This is a genomic window from Pseudomonas sp. BIGb0176 (genome assembly GCF_024810175.1).
Taxonomy (GTDB): domain Bacteria; phylum Pseudomonadota; class Gammaproteobacteria; order Pseudomonadales; family Pseudomonadaceae; genus Aquipseudomonas; species Aquipseudomonas protegens.
Genome location: NZ_JANUEC010000003.1, coordinates 222,253 through 236,057 on the forward strand (window position 1 = coordinate 222,253; position 13,805 = coordinate 236,057).

Below are 13,805 nucleotides of genomic sequence, written 5' to 3' on the forward strand. Positions count from 1 at the left end.
GCGAGCAAGCTCGCTCCTGCCGCGGCGGGTTACAGCTGTTGTTGCGCGCTGTAGCCTTCGAACGCGGTCTGCTGCTGGATCGCGGTAACGATGTTCTTGCGGGTGGCCTGCTGTTCGTTGCCATCCTTGTCGAGGAACATCTCGCTTTCCAGTTCCGCCTCGTCGCCTTCGCCGACAAAGCTGAAGCCGAGGAATTCGAAGGCTTCACGGTCGACGTTGGCCTTGGAGCGCGGGCGCATCGGCAGGGTGACGCTGACGCCGTCCTTGCTGATGGCGAACACTTCCATTTCCTTCTTCGGACGCGCCTTGCTCTTGCCGCCGCTGGGGTTGCTGATGGCCTGGTGGGTCTGGTTCAGCACCTTCAGGGCCAGGCCGTAGACCAGCTCCTGGAAGTCCGGATCGTCCTTGTAGCTGGAGAGAATCCGGCTGATGGGGAATTTCTTGCTCAGGTCTTCCAGGGCGGCGAGGTCGGCGGCCTCGGCGTCTTTGAGCTGCTTGAGCTGGCCCATGAGTTCATAGGCGGTGTCGTCGTCAAAGCGGTCGTGGGCCTGGCGAATCGCTGCGCGCAGTTCGCGAATCTGGTCACTTTCTTTCGAGGTGTGGAAGGCGTCGAGCACCATCTCGCTGATGGTCTTGGCCTGGGACACGTGTTGTGAAAGATGAATGGCGTTTTCGTATTCGGCCTTGTTGGACAGGGCGACTACGGATTCTTCGGTGTTGGAATCAGGCATTGAACATCCACTACTTGGTTTAACAGGTTTGAGGCGCGAAAGGCCCAGGGGGATTTTCGGGGGCGCCTAATCTATTGGACCCGGGCCCTATTGTCACGGACCAAGCGACGGCCCGGCAGCCGCGCCTCTTTCAGACCGGCCTTCGCGCCACAGATTCCCTGTCGTTCAAAGCACTTGTGTATCGCTGACCCCAGCCTCCAGTTCCTGGCGCAGATCGCTGCCTCGGCGGGCGATGAATACCAATTGCGCGGCATGCTCGGTGGGCTGATCGGCGGCCAGGGTGAACTGGCTGCGGTTGCCCACATGCTGCAACCAATAAGGTTGTTCATTGCCTTCAAGGCGCACCAGGCCCTTGAGGCGCAGCAGGTCGGCGGGCAGGCGCGCCAGCCAGTCCCGCAAAGCCTTGGGCTGCAGCGGTCGCGAGCTTTTCCACACCCAGCTTTCGAACAACTGGTCGTGGGCCTGGGGCAGGGCCTTGAACAGCACTTCGGTGGAGCGCACCGGCGGCGCCAGCAGCAGCTCGGGGGGCAGCTCGGCCTGCACCGTGTCGAACACCGGGGCGCGATTGCCGAGGCTGGCGCGGATGTTCTGCAATTGCTCGGCGCTCACCAGGTCGGCCTTGTTCAGCAGCACCCAGTCGGCGCAGGCCACCTGGGCTCGGGACAGGCGGGCCATTTCCCCTTCCAGGTCCTGGTAGCCGCTGGCATCCACCAGGGTGATCACCGCGTCCAGGTGCAGGCGGTTGCGCAGTTGCGGGTAGCCGATGGTCTGCACGATGCGCTGCGGGTCGGAGACGCCGCTGCACTCGATGACAATTCGCTCCAGGGCCGGGCGCAGCTTGGACAGGCTCACCAGTTGCGCCAGCAGGTCCTCCTGCACGGTGCAGCAGATGCAGCCGTTCTGCAGGCTGTACACCGCGTCGGTGACCTCGGCGATGATCGCCGCATCGATGTTCAGCTCGCCGAAATCGTTGACGATCACCGCCAGCCGGCCGCTGTCGGCGCGTTGCACCATGCGGTTGAGCAGGGTGGTCTTGCCGGCGCCGAGAAAGCCTGCAACCACGGTTACCGGGATGCTCGGGGTGCTGTTCATTATTCCTTGCCCTCGATCACCGGTGGCAGGCCTTCCCACACCGCTTGCAGCGGGGTGTCGCTGAAGGTGCCCTGGCGGTCGTAGACCAGTTGCCCCTCGACGAAGGTCAGTTGCACCTGGGTGTGGTGGATGTAGTTGCGTGCGCCCTGGGCGAACAGGTCGCGGTCGAGGACGATCAGGTCCGCCGACTTGCCGGCCTCCAGGCTGCCGGTCAGGTGCTCCAGGCCCATGGCATGGGCGCCGTTGAGGGTCGCCACTTGCAGGGCCTGTTCCAGGCTGATGGGGTCACCGAAGGTGTCGGGTTCCTGGTTCCACGGGTTCTGCCGGGTGACCATGGTTTCCAGGGCCAGCCATGGATCGATGGACGCCACCGGCCAGTCGGTGCCGAACACCGCGATGCCACCGGCTGCCAGCACACCCTTGAAGTCATAGATGCGCTTGAGGCGTTCCTGGCCGTAGCCGGAGCGTGCGCCGCTGGCGAACGGAGTCGGGTACCAGGCTGCCGGTGAGAACTCGGCGATCACGTCCAGGGCCTGGAAACGCTTGAGGTTGCCCGGGTGCAGCAGGGTGCTGTGGGCGCATTGGTGACGGATGCCGCTGTTGCCGTTGCGCCGCCGGGCCTCGGCCACGGCATCGAGGAACACGTCGGAGGCGCCGTCGCCGGTGCAGTGGGCGATCACCCGCAGGCCGCGCTTGTCCATGTCCACCACCATGTCGGTAATGTGTTCCGGGGTCAGGTTGAGCTTGCCGCGCCAGCTCGACTCTTCCGGCCAGGGGGTCAGCAGGTAGGAAGACTTGGGCTCCACGGTGCCATCGAAGTGGAACTTCACCGCGTTGGCACTCAGGCGCGCGCTGCGATAGAAATGCCGCTCGCCACTGAGCAGTTCCCAGCGCCGGCGCACCGGGAAGATGTCGTCCTGCCAGCTGATGGCGGCTTCCACCCGCAGGGTCAGCTCGCCGGCATCGTCCAGTTCCTTGAGGGCCTGCAGGCGGTTTTCGCAGACGTGCACGTACTTGGTGGCGGTGACCCCGCGAGAGGTCTGGAAATGCACGCCATCGCGATAGGCACGGCGCAGCACCGACACCGGAGTCGGCGGCATGGCGGCGTGGATCAGGGCGTAGGCACCGTCGATCAACAAGCCGTTGGGTTCGCCGGTCAGCTCGTCGCGCTCCAGGTAGCCGTTGCGCGGGTCGCTGGTGTGGCGGTCGATGCCGGCCAGTTCCAGGGCCTTGGAGTTGACCATCATGGTCCCCCACATGCGGTCCAGCAGGGCCACCGGGCGGTCCGGCATGACGCTGTCGAGCCATTCGCGGCCCGGGGTCAGCCCGGCCTCGCGGAAGGTGTAGCGCACCCAGTACTGGCCGTAGATCCAGCCGTCGCCGGGATGGCTGTCGGCATAGGCGTGGATCGCTGCTGCCAGTTGCTCCGGGGTCGGGTCTTCGATGCCCACGTCCAGGTCGTCGGCGTAGCGCGGGGCCAGGGCCAGGTCCGGGTGGGTGTGCATGTCATGCAGGCCGGGCATGCAGAAGGCCCCGTCCAGATCGTGCTGGCGGGTGTTGGGGCCGATCAGCGAAGCCAGGGAGGCGAGGCTGCCCACCGCGATCAGCTTGCCCTGGCGGATGGCCACGGCGTCGGCCCAGGGCTGGGCCGGATCGAGGGTGTACATCCGGCCGTTGTGCAGCACCAGTTCAGCGTATTGATCGACGGCGCTATGGGTGGAGTTGAATTGGTCGGAAGCGGTCACGGGGTCAACCTCTCAAGCAGGGGGCCCTTCAAAGGTGGGCAAAAAAGTAAGGCGCAGCAGTGTTCTTGTCGGAGGTACCAGGGCCGCTGGGCGGCCCGGGTCATGCATTCAGCGTTGTGCGCCCAGGGTTTCGACAAAGCCGGCAATGCGCTGGCAGGCGTCCTTGAGCACCTCGTCGGCGACGGTGAAGGAGATCCGCACGAAGCCCTCGGCACTGGCGCCGAAAGCCTGGGCGTCGAGCACCGAGACCCCGGTGGCGCGGAACAGCTGCCAGGCGAAATCCATGCTCGACAGGCCGGTGCGGCGTACGTCCACCAGCATGAACATCCCGGCTTCCGGCTCGCGGCAGTCCAGCAGTTGCACCTGCTTGAGGCCCGCCACCACCAGGTCGCGGCGCCGGCGATAGACCTCGCGGGCGCTGCCGATCACTTCTTCATCGAGTTCCAGGGCCTTGAGCGCGGCTTCCTGGATAAACCCCGGCAGGCCGTAGAGCATGCACAGCAAGAGGTTGTCCAGATGCCCGACCAGGGCCGGCGGGGCGATCACCCAGCCCACGCGCCAACCGGTCATGGCATGGGTTTTCGACAGGCTGTTGAGGATTACCGTGCGCTCGGCCATGCCCGGCAGCGAAGCGATGCTCAGGTGTTCGCGGTCGTAGGTCAGTTGCCCGTAGACCTCGTCGGAGATCACCCACAGGTCATGCTTGCGCGCCACCTCGGCCACGGCTTCCAGCTCCTCACGGCTGTAGACGTTGCCGGTGGGGTTGCACGGGGTGGCCAGGGCAATGCCGCGAGTCTTGTCGGTGAGCGCCGCTTCCAGGGCCGCGGCGGTCAGGCGAAAGCCATTGGCCGCCGGCTGCTGGACGCAGGCGATCTGCGCCCCCGAGGCGTGGATGCAGGCCTCGTAGGTCAGGTACATGGGTTCTGGCACCAGCACTTCGTCGCCGCTGCTGAACAGGCACAGCGATGTGGCGAACAAGCCGTTCTGCGCACCCGCCACCAGCGCCACGTTGTCGGCGCTGACCTCGATGCCCAGCAGGCGGCGCTGCTTGGCGGCGATGGCCTCACGCAGGGCCGGGCGGCCGAGGACGTGGGTGTAGTGGGTGTCGCCTTGCTCCAGGGCGGCACTGGCGGCGGCGCTGATGCGCTCGTCGGTGGCGAAGTCTGGGTCACCGACGCTGAGCACGATCACGTCTTCGCCGCGCCCACGGGCCTCGATGGCCGCGTAGTGGATGTCCCAGGCGCTGACGGATTCGCCGCTGATGCGCTGTACGAAAGGTGAGTAACGCATGTTGTTCTCCTCACGGGCCTCGCTGCCCGCGCAATGAATGGGTTCAGGCCTGACGCTGGGGGACCTTGCCCAGGCGTGCGCACAGATGTTCGATGACAAAGGCCAGGACGATGTAGATCAGTGCCACGGCCAGCAGCGGCTCGTAGACTTTCAGGGTCTGGGCCCGTACCAGGTTGGCCGCGCCCAGCAGGTCGGTGACCGCCACGGTGGACGCCAGTGCAGTGGCCTTGAGCAGCAGCACGCATTCCCCCACCAGGGTCGGGCGCACCAGTTCCAGGGCCCGGGGCAGCCACACCCGGCGCAGGGTCAGCCAGTGGCCCATGCCATAGGCGCGAGCGGCTTCCAGCTCGCCTCGGGGCACGGCCCGCAGGCCGCCACGCAGCACTTCGCCGACGTAGGCGCCGACACTCAGGGTCAGGGCCAAGGCCACATACCAGAAACCTTCGCGCAGGTAGGGCCAGAGAAAGCTGCCGCGAATCGGCGGGTAGGCGGCGAACAGGCTGCCGACCCCGTAATAGAGGATGTAGATCTGCACCAGCAGCGGCGTGCCGCGAAACACACTGATGTAGAACTGCATCGGCGCACGAATCAGAGGGTTGCGCGACACCCGGCCCAGGCCCACCACTACTGCCAGGGCAAAGCCGCAGATTCCGCTCAGCAGCAGGAGCTTGAGGGTGATGCCCAGGCCGCGCAGCAGCTCGCTGGAAAAACCGTTGATCCAGGAAAAGTCCATCCGAGTCTCCTAGTGCTGGGGCAGCCAGCGGTTGGTGCGTCGTTCGAGCACGCGGAACACGCTGCCGGACACCAGGGTGATGACGAAGTAGAAGGCTGCGACCGCCAGGTAGAACACCAGGTAGTGCTTGGTGGAACCGGCTGCCTGCTTGCCCACCGAGAGCAGCTCGCTGTAGCCGACGATGCTGATCAGCGCGCTGTCCTTGACCAGTACCAGCCACAGGTTCGATAGCCCGGCCATGGCATAGGGCAGCATGCTCGGCAGCAGGATGCGCCGCACCAGCAGCCAGCGTTCGATGCCGTAGGCCCGGGCCGCTTCGATCTGGCCGTAGGGAATGGCCTGGATCGCGCCCCGGATGATCTCCGCCGAATAGGCGCCCTGGACGATGCCCAGCACCAGCACCGCGGCGATGAAACCGTTGACCGTGACGCTCGGCCGGTCCATGGCGGCCATGGCCATGTTCAGCAGGTCGGTGCCGGCGTAGTAGAGCAGCAGAATCAGCAGCAGCTCGGGCATGGCCCGGTACAGGGTGGTGTAGGCGTTGGCCAGCTTTACCAGCCAGCGCGGGCCCTTGAGCTTGATCATCGCCACCAGCAGGCCGATGCCCAGGCCGAGCACAAAGGCCCCGGCGGAAATCTGCAGGGACACCAGCGCGCCCTGGGCCAGGGCGCCGAGCCAGCCGTCGGCGACGAACAGTTGGGAAAGGTCGGACAGAGAAATCATGACGTATCCAGTCAACGCCGGCGGCCCGCGCAAACGGGCCTGCCGGACGGCTTAGTTGGCAGAAATGTCGACGCTGAAGTAGCGGCTGCGGATCTTGTCGTAGGTGCCATCGGCCTTGAGCGAGGCCAGGGCGGTGTTGATCCGCTGCTGCAGGGCGCTGTCACCCTTGCGCAGGCCGACCCCGATACCGGAACCGAACAGCGGGTCCTTGGGCGCCAGGCCCTTGTCCGCCAGGCCGGCGCCGGCCGCGGTCTTGAGGATCGGCTCGATGGTCAGGGCGTCGGCCAGCATCACGTCGATCCGCCCGCTCTGCAGGTCGGCGATCATGTCGTCCTGGGTGGTGTAGTAGCGCAGGGTCGAGGTCTTGCCGTAGTAGGTCTTGGCGAAGGTCGCGTTGGAGGTCGAACCCTGCACGCCGATCAGCTTGCCCTTGAGGCCTTCGGGGGTGGTGACCAGCTCCAGGCTCTGGTCGGCGACCCACATGGCCGGGGTCTGGTAGTAGGGCGCAGAGAAATCGATGACCTTTTCCCGTTCGTCGGTGATGCTCAGGGAGTTGAGGATGGCGTCGATCTGGCTCGATTGCAGGGCCGGGATCAGGCCGTCCCAGGCCACTTCCTTGAGTGGGCACTGGGCCTGCATGCGGTCGCACAGAGCCTTGATCAGCTCCGGTTCGAAGCCGCTCCAGTCGCCGTTGCCGCTTTTCATCGAGAACGGCGGGTAGGGTTCCAGGGCGATGCCGAAGACGATCTTGTCGGCGGCCACGGCGTGGCTGGCCAGTGCACTGAACAGGCAACCGGTGGCGAGCACCTTGAGCAGGTTTTTCATGGCTTTACCCTTTATCGAAGTTGTTGTTTTCAAGGATTGAAGCGAAACGTCAGACGCGGTTTTCCTGAGCCATGACGAATTGCCGGCAGCGCTCGCTGACCGGGTTGAGGAACACTTGCTGGGGTGGCCCTTCTTCTTCCACCAGCCCCTGGTGAAGGAACATCACCTTGCTCGACACGTCCCGGGCAAAGGCCATTTCGTGGGTCACCAGGATCATGGTACGGCCTTCCTCGGCGATGCCCTGGATGACCTTGAGCACCTCGCCCACCAGTTCCGGGTCCAGGGCCGAGGTCGGTTCGTCCATCAACAGCACCTGGGGGCGCATGGCCAGGGCCCGGGCGATGGCCACCCGCTGCTGCTGGCCGCCGGAGAGAAAGGAAGGGAAAGCGTCGCGCTTGTTGGCCAGGCCGACCTTTTCCAGCAGGTGCTCGGCATGGGCGATGGCGTCCTTGCGGTCTTCACCGAGGACATACACCGGCGCTTCGATGACGTTTTCCAGGACGGTGCGGTGGGGCCACAGGTTGAAGCTCTGGAACACCATGCTCAATTGGGTGCGCAGGCGCGCCACCTGGGCCGGGTCGGCGACCTGCGGGTTGCCGGCACGGTCGGTCCTGATGCGCACTTCTTCGCCATTGATGCGCAGGCTGCCGCTGCAGGGAATCTCCAGCAGGTTGATGCAGCGCAGCAGGGTGCTTTTGCCCGAGCCGCTGGAGCCGATCAACGACACCACTTCGCCTTCATTGGCGCGCAGGGCGATGCCCTTGAGCACGTGGTGATCGGCGTAGCTCTTGTGCAGATCATCGATCGCCACCACGGGATTGACGGAGTTGGGCTGCGATTGCAAGGGTCGACCCTCTTGTTATTGTGCGATGGCCGGGCAGTACCCGGCACAGGGTAGGGCTTGAGAATTAGCCATCGACGGCGGCGGGTCAATCGAGCATTTTTAGTGGGACACGGTAATTTTTTTCAGTAATTGGTTTTTTTGGGGGCGACGAGCAAGGCTATTGCCGGACGCCGATTGCAGCTATGGTGCTGCCACTCGTTTTTTTGTAGTCGAGGCATGATCGGTATGCGTTATCCCTCCATGACCGCGTTGCGCGCTCTGGACGCGGTGGCCCGCCTGGGCAGTGTCGCCGAGGCCGCCAATGAGCTGAACCTGACGCCCAGCGCCATCAGCCACCAGATCAAGAGCCTGGAGCAGACCCTGGGTTTTGCCCTGACCGAGCGCCAGGGCCGCAGCATTCGCATCACCTACCAGGGGGAGCGCTATGCCCGGGACATCCACCTGCTGCTGGCCAATATCCTCGAGGCCGGCCAGCGCTCCGATGGCCAGCAGGTCAGCGGCCGGCTGTGCATCAGCAGCCCGCCGGGGTTCGCCACCTATTGGCTGTGCACCCATATCGCCGAATTCCAGGCGCTGTATCCCCAGGTTGAACTGCAGTTGGTGTCGCCCCGCACTCCGGGGGACACCAGCGACAGCAGCGTCGATCTGTTCGTGGCCTATGGCATGGGCGACTGGCCCAACCAGCACGTGCAGAAGATCGTCTCCCTGCGCTATTTCCCGGTGTGCAGCCCGAGCCTGGTGAACGCCATGGGTGGCCTGAAAACCCTTGATGGCCTGGATCACGCCTTGCTCCTGCACATGATCGACTACTCCGACTGGCGGGTCTGGCTGGCGGCCGCCGGGGCGCCGAATGTCGACGTGCGCCGGGGCATCGTGTTTGCCGACGCGCACTTCGTGCAGTCGGCCTGCATCGCCGGCCAGGGCATTGCCATGGGCGACAACCTGATCAGCGGCGAAGCCCTGGCCCGGGGCCAGCTGGTGCAGCCCTTCGGCACCGAGATCGAATCCAATCGCGGCTATTACCTGGTGGCCGACCTGCTCAAGGCGGAGCGGCCGGTGGTGTTGGCGTTCAGCGAGTGGGTCAAGTCCCAGTTGCAGGGCATCACCCGCTTGCACCCGGAACCCCGTCGCAACGGCAAAGCGTGAATTTTATTGAGCAATCGCCGCGATTTTTTTCGATTGTTGCCCCTTGGGTGCAGCGACTAATGTCCCTCGACATCAGCCGGGCGCAGGGTGTCGCCCGCACATAAGAACAAGAGGAAGTAGTCGATGACCACCTGTGCGCAGTCCCTGGTTCGTTTGCTGGAAGGTTATGGCGTGGACACGGTATTCGGGATTCCCGGCGTGCACACCGTCGAGCTCTATCGCGGCCTGCACGGCAGCCGCTTGCGCCACGTCAGCCCACGGCATGAACAGGGGGCCGGGTTCATGGCCGACGGCTACGCCCGGGCCAGCGGCAAGCCTGGGGTGTGCTTCATCATCACTGGCCCTGGCATGACCAATATCCTCACGGCCATGGGCCAGGCCTATGCCGATTCGGTGCCGATGCTGGTGATCTCTACCGTCAACCGTCGCGAGCACCTGCGCCTGGGCCACGGCCACCTGCACGAACTGCCGGACCAGCGAGCAATGGTGGCCGGGGTCTGCGCCTTCAGCCACACCCTGCAAGCGCCTTCGGAGTTGCCGGAACTGCTGGCGCGGGCCTTTGCCGTATTCAAGTGCGCACGGCCACGGCCGGTGCACATCGAGATTCCCCTGGACGTGCTGGAGATGCCCGCCGATAACCTCAACCTGATGCCCCGCAGCCTGCCTGGCGCGCCGGCGCCGGCCGGGGCTTCGATCGAGGCGGCGCTGGCCTTGCTCAACAGTGCCCACCGCCCATTGATCCTGGCCGGTGGTGGTGCCCGGGGTTGCGCCGAGGTCTTGCGGCAATTGGCCGAGCGCCTGCAGGCGCCGGTGGCCCTGACCACCAACGCCCGCGGCCTGCTGCCTTGCGGCCACCCGCTGTTGCTCGATGGCGTGCAGTCCTCGGCCCATGGCCGGGCATTGATCGACGAAGCGGATGTGGTGCTCGCCGTGGGCACCGAGCTTGGGGAAACCGACTACGACTTCTTTGGCCTCGGGCCGCTGCGCTTCAAGGGTTCGCTGATTCGCCTGGACATCGACCCAATGCAGGTCATGGGCGTGCAGCGGGCCCATGTCGGTCTGGTGGGCGACGCTCTGGAAGGCTTGCAAGCCTTGCTCGGTAAAGTGGCGCAACCCAGCTCTCGCGGCCGTTGGGCCGTGGACAGCGTACAGCGGGTCAACCAGGCCGAACGCACCGGCTGGACGCCCAAGCAACAAGGCCTGCAGGGCTTGCTCGACCTGCTGCGGGACACCCTGGGCAGCCCGATCCTGGTGGGTGATTCGACCCAGCCGGTGTACCAGGGCGCCTGCGGCTACCAGGCACCGGCTCCGGCCAGCTGGTTCAACGCCGGCAGTGGTTACGGCACCCTGGGCTACGGCTTGCCGGCGGCCATGGGCGCCAAGCTGGCGCGCCCCGAGCGGCCAGTGGTGGCCCTGGTGGGGGACGGTGGCTTGCAGTTCGCCAGCGGCGAGCTGATCGCGGCCAAGGAAGCACAGATCGGCGTGATCCTGCTGGTGTGGAACAACCAGTGCTACGGCGAGATCCGTGACTACATGCAGGCGCGGGATATCGTGCCGCTGGGGGTGGACATCCTCACCCCGGACTTCCAGGCCATGGCCCGAAGCTTCCATGTGGCGCACCACCGCGCCGACTCCCCCGCGCAGCTGCAAGACCTGTTGCACACCCTCAAGGACACCCGCCAACCGGTGATGATCGAGGTCGATGCCGGCGCCTACCTGGCGCTGGGCTGAACCCAAGCCGGGCACAAGGAGCGCGCTTTACAGGATGCAGGTGGGTTACATTGGCGGCGCCCGACCGGGCGCGCCTTGCCACTTGAGGATTCAGGGATGAATTGCATTTTCTGCCAGATTGCCGCCGGCACCTTGCCCGCCGCACTGGTGTACCGCGATGAGCACTGCATGGCCTTCATGGACGTGCATCCGCTGGGTGAAGGGCACCTCCTGCTGATCCCCCAGCAGCACGTAGAGAAGCTCGAGCAATTGCCCGGTTTCATCCGCCAGCACCTGTACCAGGTCTTCGATGGCCTGCTGGCGGCGCAACGGCGTGCCGGCTACGGCGTCGAAGGCACCCACCTGCTGGTCAATGACGGCCGCGCCACCAACCAGCACATTCCCCATGCGCACCTGCACTTGATCCCGCGCAAACGCGGCGATGGCCTGGGGTTTGCCGGGCGCTTGCTGCTGCATTTCACTGGCTTGTTCGGCCGCCGGACCCAACTGGAGGTGTTGCAGCAGCAGGCCACGAGCATCGCCGAGCAGGTGCGGGTGCCCTGGGTCAGTGAAACCCCGGTGGGTAACCGCTGATATGCACCTGAGCCGCGCGCTGGCGCTTGAATATGCCGAAACCCAATACCTGCGGGCCCGGGTCCAGGGTCTGGCGAGCCTGCCGGGCAACCCTTATCGGGCCTGCCTGTTTGGTGAGCCGGGTTGTGGTGCCTTCGTCGTCGGCGGCAACCCCAGCCCGATGATGAACCGGGTACATGGAGACAGGGCACAGGATGCCCGGCGCCTGGTCGATCTGCTGCAGAGCTGCGTGGCTTACGCCCCGGCGATCGCCTTGATCGCCGAGTCAGCCAAGGTTGTGCCCACCCTGGAACTGCAAGGGCTGCAGTTGCAGCGCCTGAAGGGCTGGACTCATGGGCAGCTGTTCGCTCCTGTGGGCGAGATTGTGGCGCCGCCTTCAGTGCTGGATATCGAGCCGGTGACCGCCTCGACGCTGGAAGTGTTCTGCACGCTGCACCGCGAAGGCTTCAATACCCCTGCGGCCGCTCGGCCGGCCACCCAGGCGGCCTTTGGTGGCTTGCTCAACGATGGGCGCGGGCATTTGTACCTGTTGCGGGAGCAGGGCGTTGCGGTGGCCGGCGCGGCGCTGTTCGTCGCCGACAACGGCGTGGCGTACCTGGGCACCGCCTTTACCACCCGGGCCGCGCGGGGCCTGGGTTTTCACCGGGCCCTGATCGCCCATCGCTTGCAGCAGGCTGCTGCTTTGGGGGCCCGGAGCGTGGCAGCCACCGCTCTGGTGAACTCGCAAAGCCGGCGCAACCTGGAGCACTGCGGCTTGCGCTTGTCCCACCTGCAAACCCTGTATCGGGCCGTGCCCTAGCGGGGGCTCTATGGCGCCGGGTCGAAGCGGATCGACTGCAGGATGGCCCCCAGGGTGGCGAAATCCTGGAAGAACCCTACGCTGTCGGCCACCACCTGACGCTGGCCGCTATCGATCACCGCCGTCAGGCAGGTACCGCCAACGGCATGAAAGCCGGTTTCCTCATCGCTGATGCCGCAGGTCTGATAGGCCAGCAGGCCTTGCCAGCCGGGGCCGTTCACCTCAAGTACCGGGCTGGGCTCATCCCTGCCGGCGCTGCGCATCCAGACGCCATTTTCCAGGTAGAAGAACAAGCCCTCGGCGGCCTGCTCCAGGCTGCCTTGCTGCAGGCACAGTTGCAGGGTGTACTCCTCGCCCGGGCGTTTTTTCGGGTGATCCAGGGTGAGGCAGTTCTGTGTCTGGTTGAGCGTCCAGCCTTTGGGATACTGCAGGCTGAAACCCTGGCCCTGAAAGCGCGGCGAGCCCTGGGGTAATACGGGTTTTCCGGCTTCCTCGGGCAAGGGTTCGTACAGGCTGGGATCGTTGCGACAGGCTGACAGCGGGCGGGCCTTGGCCTTGTGCAGTTGGTCGAGGCGATGAGTCCGGGGATCCGCACTGGCGCTGACACAAGCGCAGCCGTAGCCGTAGTGATTGTTGGTGCGCACCCATTGCTGGTCGTTGAAAGTGGGCCACTCGCCCTCGGCCTGATAGCCGCCCTGGCTGGCGATCTCCCAGACGCCATCGCGGTCGGTCAGGGTGGCGTTGGCTGGCGTCGGGTTCTCGAACCAGCCGCACCGGCGTTCGACTTTGGCTGGCGCGGCACTGGCGGTTAAGGCAAGCAGTACCAGGAGTGTGCAGATCAGGGCACGCTGAAACATGAAGCATCCTTGTTCGAGGGTAGGAACCGCAGGTCGTGTGCTGGCATTAGCTTCGGCAGAGGCTGGAATCCTGGTTCATCAATAGCGCCACTTGCGTACCAGGTCCTCGCCGTAGCGCTGGCTGATCAATGCTTCGGCAGCATCATCGTCGTCGTATACCTCCGCCAGGCAGAGCAGCATCAGCGTATCCAGGTACTCCTCGGGGGAATCGAAAAAGCGTGTCAGCGCCGCACCTGTGTCGTGATCGAAGTAGTAGACCGCGCCGGATTCGCGGTGAAAGCAGAACAGGTTGCCATTGCCCAGGTAGTCGCCGAAGGCCACCAGCTTGCCTGCCAGTACCAGGTCGACATCGCTGATCTCGACGATACCGGGATAAGCCTCCAGCAACGGCTGGATCGGCGTGTGCCCGGGCCCGACGCTGCACAGGACCTCCGCCAGGGACAGCACCCCCAATTGCCGATGGTAGTCGCGCAGCGATCGAGGCAACGGGCAGCCCAGGCGTTGCTCCAGCGCCTGCAGGGCGTCCTCGCTGACAGGCGTCAATTCCGGTTCGTTGACGTGCCCTTCCCATAGCGCGCCGTAGGCACCAATGACCGCCAGGTACCAGCTCAGCCGTGCAGCCTGGTCAGGCAGTTCCGGCCAGGCCAGGGGCGGGCAGCCGGCGGGGGGCCAGTCGGCGTTGGAGTCGTGCTGTTCGGACATGGGTCTTCCTTGGA

The 13,805-nt window shown here is 65.3% G+C and carries 14 protein-coding genes; 4 read left to right on the top strand and 10 right to left on the bottom strand.

Annotated elements, in window-relative coordinates:
* Nucleotides 1–29: 29 nt before the first annotated feature.
* The 8 genes from M2395_RS19080 to M2395_RS19115 form a co-directional block, all read right to left on the bottom strand.
* On the bottom strand, nt 30–731 hold the full coding sequence (locus M2395_RS19080; protein ID WP_011063277.1) for a hypothetical protein: 702 nt from the start codon (nt 729–731) through the stop codon (nt 30–32).
* Nucleotides 732–896: 165 nt separating this feature from the next.
* Complete coding sequence (locus M2395_RS19085; protein ID WP_123431387.1) at nt 897–1,823, bottom strand: GTP-binding protein; 927 nt, start codon at nt 1,821–1,823, stop codon at nt 897–899.
* Nucleotides 1,823–3,568 carry an amidohydrolase gene (locus tag M2395_RS19090; protein ID WP_053159991.1) on the bottom strand — a complete coding sequence of 582 codons (1,746 nt, stop codon included), beginning with the start codon at nt 3,566–3,568 and terminating at the stop codon, nt 1,823–1,825. The genes M2395_RS19085 and M2395_RS19090 overlap by 1 nt, the downstream gene beginning before the upstream one ends.
* Before the next feature lie 108 nt (nt 3,569–3,676).
* Complete coding sequence (locus tag M2395_RS19095) at nt 3,677–4,858, bottom strand: pyridoxal phosphate-dependent aminotransferase (protein ID WP_011063274.1); 1,182 nt, start codon at nt 4,856–4,858, stop codon at nt 3,677–3,679.
* Between the two features lie 43 nt (nt 4,859–4,901).
* The gene (locus M2395_RS19100; RefSeq protein WP_011063273.1) at nt 4,902–5,591 is read right to left on the bottom strand and encodes an ABC transporter permease; all 690 of its coding nucleotides are present in this window, start codon (nt 5,589–5,591) and stop codon (nt 4,902–4,904) included.
* Between the two features lie 9 nt (nt 5,592–5,600).
* A complete protein-coding gene (locus M2395_RS19105; RefSeq protein WP_015636909.1) occupies nt 5,601–6,314 on the bottom strand; it encodes an ABC transporter permease in 714 nt (237 codons plus the stop codon).
* 51 nt (nt 6,315–6,365) lie between these two features.
* On the bottom strand, nt 6,366–7,139 hold the full coding sequence (locus M2395_RS19110) for a transporter substrate-binding domain-containing protein (protein ID WP_011063271.1): 774 nt from the start codon (nt 7,137–7,139) through the stop codon (nt 6,366–6,368).
* A 49-nt stretch (nt 7,140–7,188) separates the two neighbouring features.
* On the bottom strand, nt 7,189–7,983 hold the full coding sequence (locus M2395_RS19115) for an ABC transporter ATP-binding protein (protein WP_011063270.1): 795 nt from the start codon (nt 7,981–7,983) through the stop codon (nt 7,189–7,191).
* A 225-nt stretch (nt 7,984–8,208) separates the two neighbouring features.
* Here M2395_RS19115 and M2395_RS19120 point away from each other — a divergent pair, with 225 nt between their 5' ends.
* From M2395_RS19120 to M2395_RS19135, 4 genes are all read left to right on the top strand, one after another.
* Nucleotides 8,209–9,129, top strand: a complete 921-nt coding sequence (locus M2395_RS19120; protein ID WP_053159989.1) for a LysR substrate-binding domain-containing protein — start codon at nt 8,209–8,211, stop codon at nt 9,127–9,129.
* Nucleotides 9,130–9,252: 123 nt separating this feature from the next.
* The gene (locus M2395_RS19125) at nt 9,253–10,860 is read left to right on the top strand and encodes a 5-guanidino-2-oxopentanoate decarboxylase (protein WP_123431386.1); all 1,608 of its coding nucleotides are present in this window, start codon (nt 9,253–9,255) and stop codon (nt 10,858–10,860) included.
* A 96-nt stretch (nt 10,861–10,956) separates the two neighbouring features.
* Nucleotides 10,957–11,433: an HIT family protein gene (locus tag M2395_RS19130; protein WP_011063267.1), complete on the top strand. Its 477-nt coding sequence runs from the start codon at nt 10,957–10,959 to the stop codon at nt 11,431–11,433.
* Between the two features lies 1 nt (nt 11,434).
* Nucleotides 11,435–12,232 carry a GNAT family N-acetyltransferase gene (locus M2395_RS19135; RefSeq protein ID WP_053159985.1) on the top strand — a complete coding sequence of 266 codons (798 nt, stop codon included), beginning with the start codon at nt 11,435–11,437 and terminating at the stop codon, nt 12,230–12,232.
* Nucleotides 12,233–12,240: 8 nt separating this feature from the next.
* On the opposite strand, the gene M2395_RS19140 is transcribed toward M2395_RS19135, so the two are convergent.
* Together M2395_RS19140 and M2395_RS19145 are read right to left on the bottom strand one after the other, a co-directional pair.
* Complete coding sequence (locus M2395_RS19140; protein ID WP_011063265.1) at nt 12,241–13,089, bottom strand: DUF4087 domain-containing protein; 849 nt, start codon at nt 13,087–13,089, stop codon at nt 12,241–12,243.
* A 78-nt stretch (nt 13,090–13,167) separates the two neighbouring features.
* The gene (locus M2395_RS19145; RefSeq protein WP_053159983.1) at nt 13,168–13,791 is read right to left on the bottom strand and encodes an SMI1/KNR4 family protein; all 624 of its coding nucleotides are present in this window, start codon (nt 13,789–13,791) and stop codon (nt 13,168–13,170) included.
* Nucleotides 13,792–13,805: the final 14 nt, after the last annotated feature.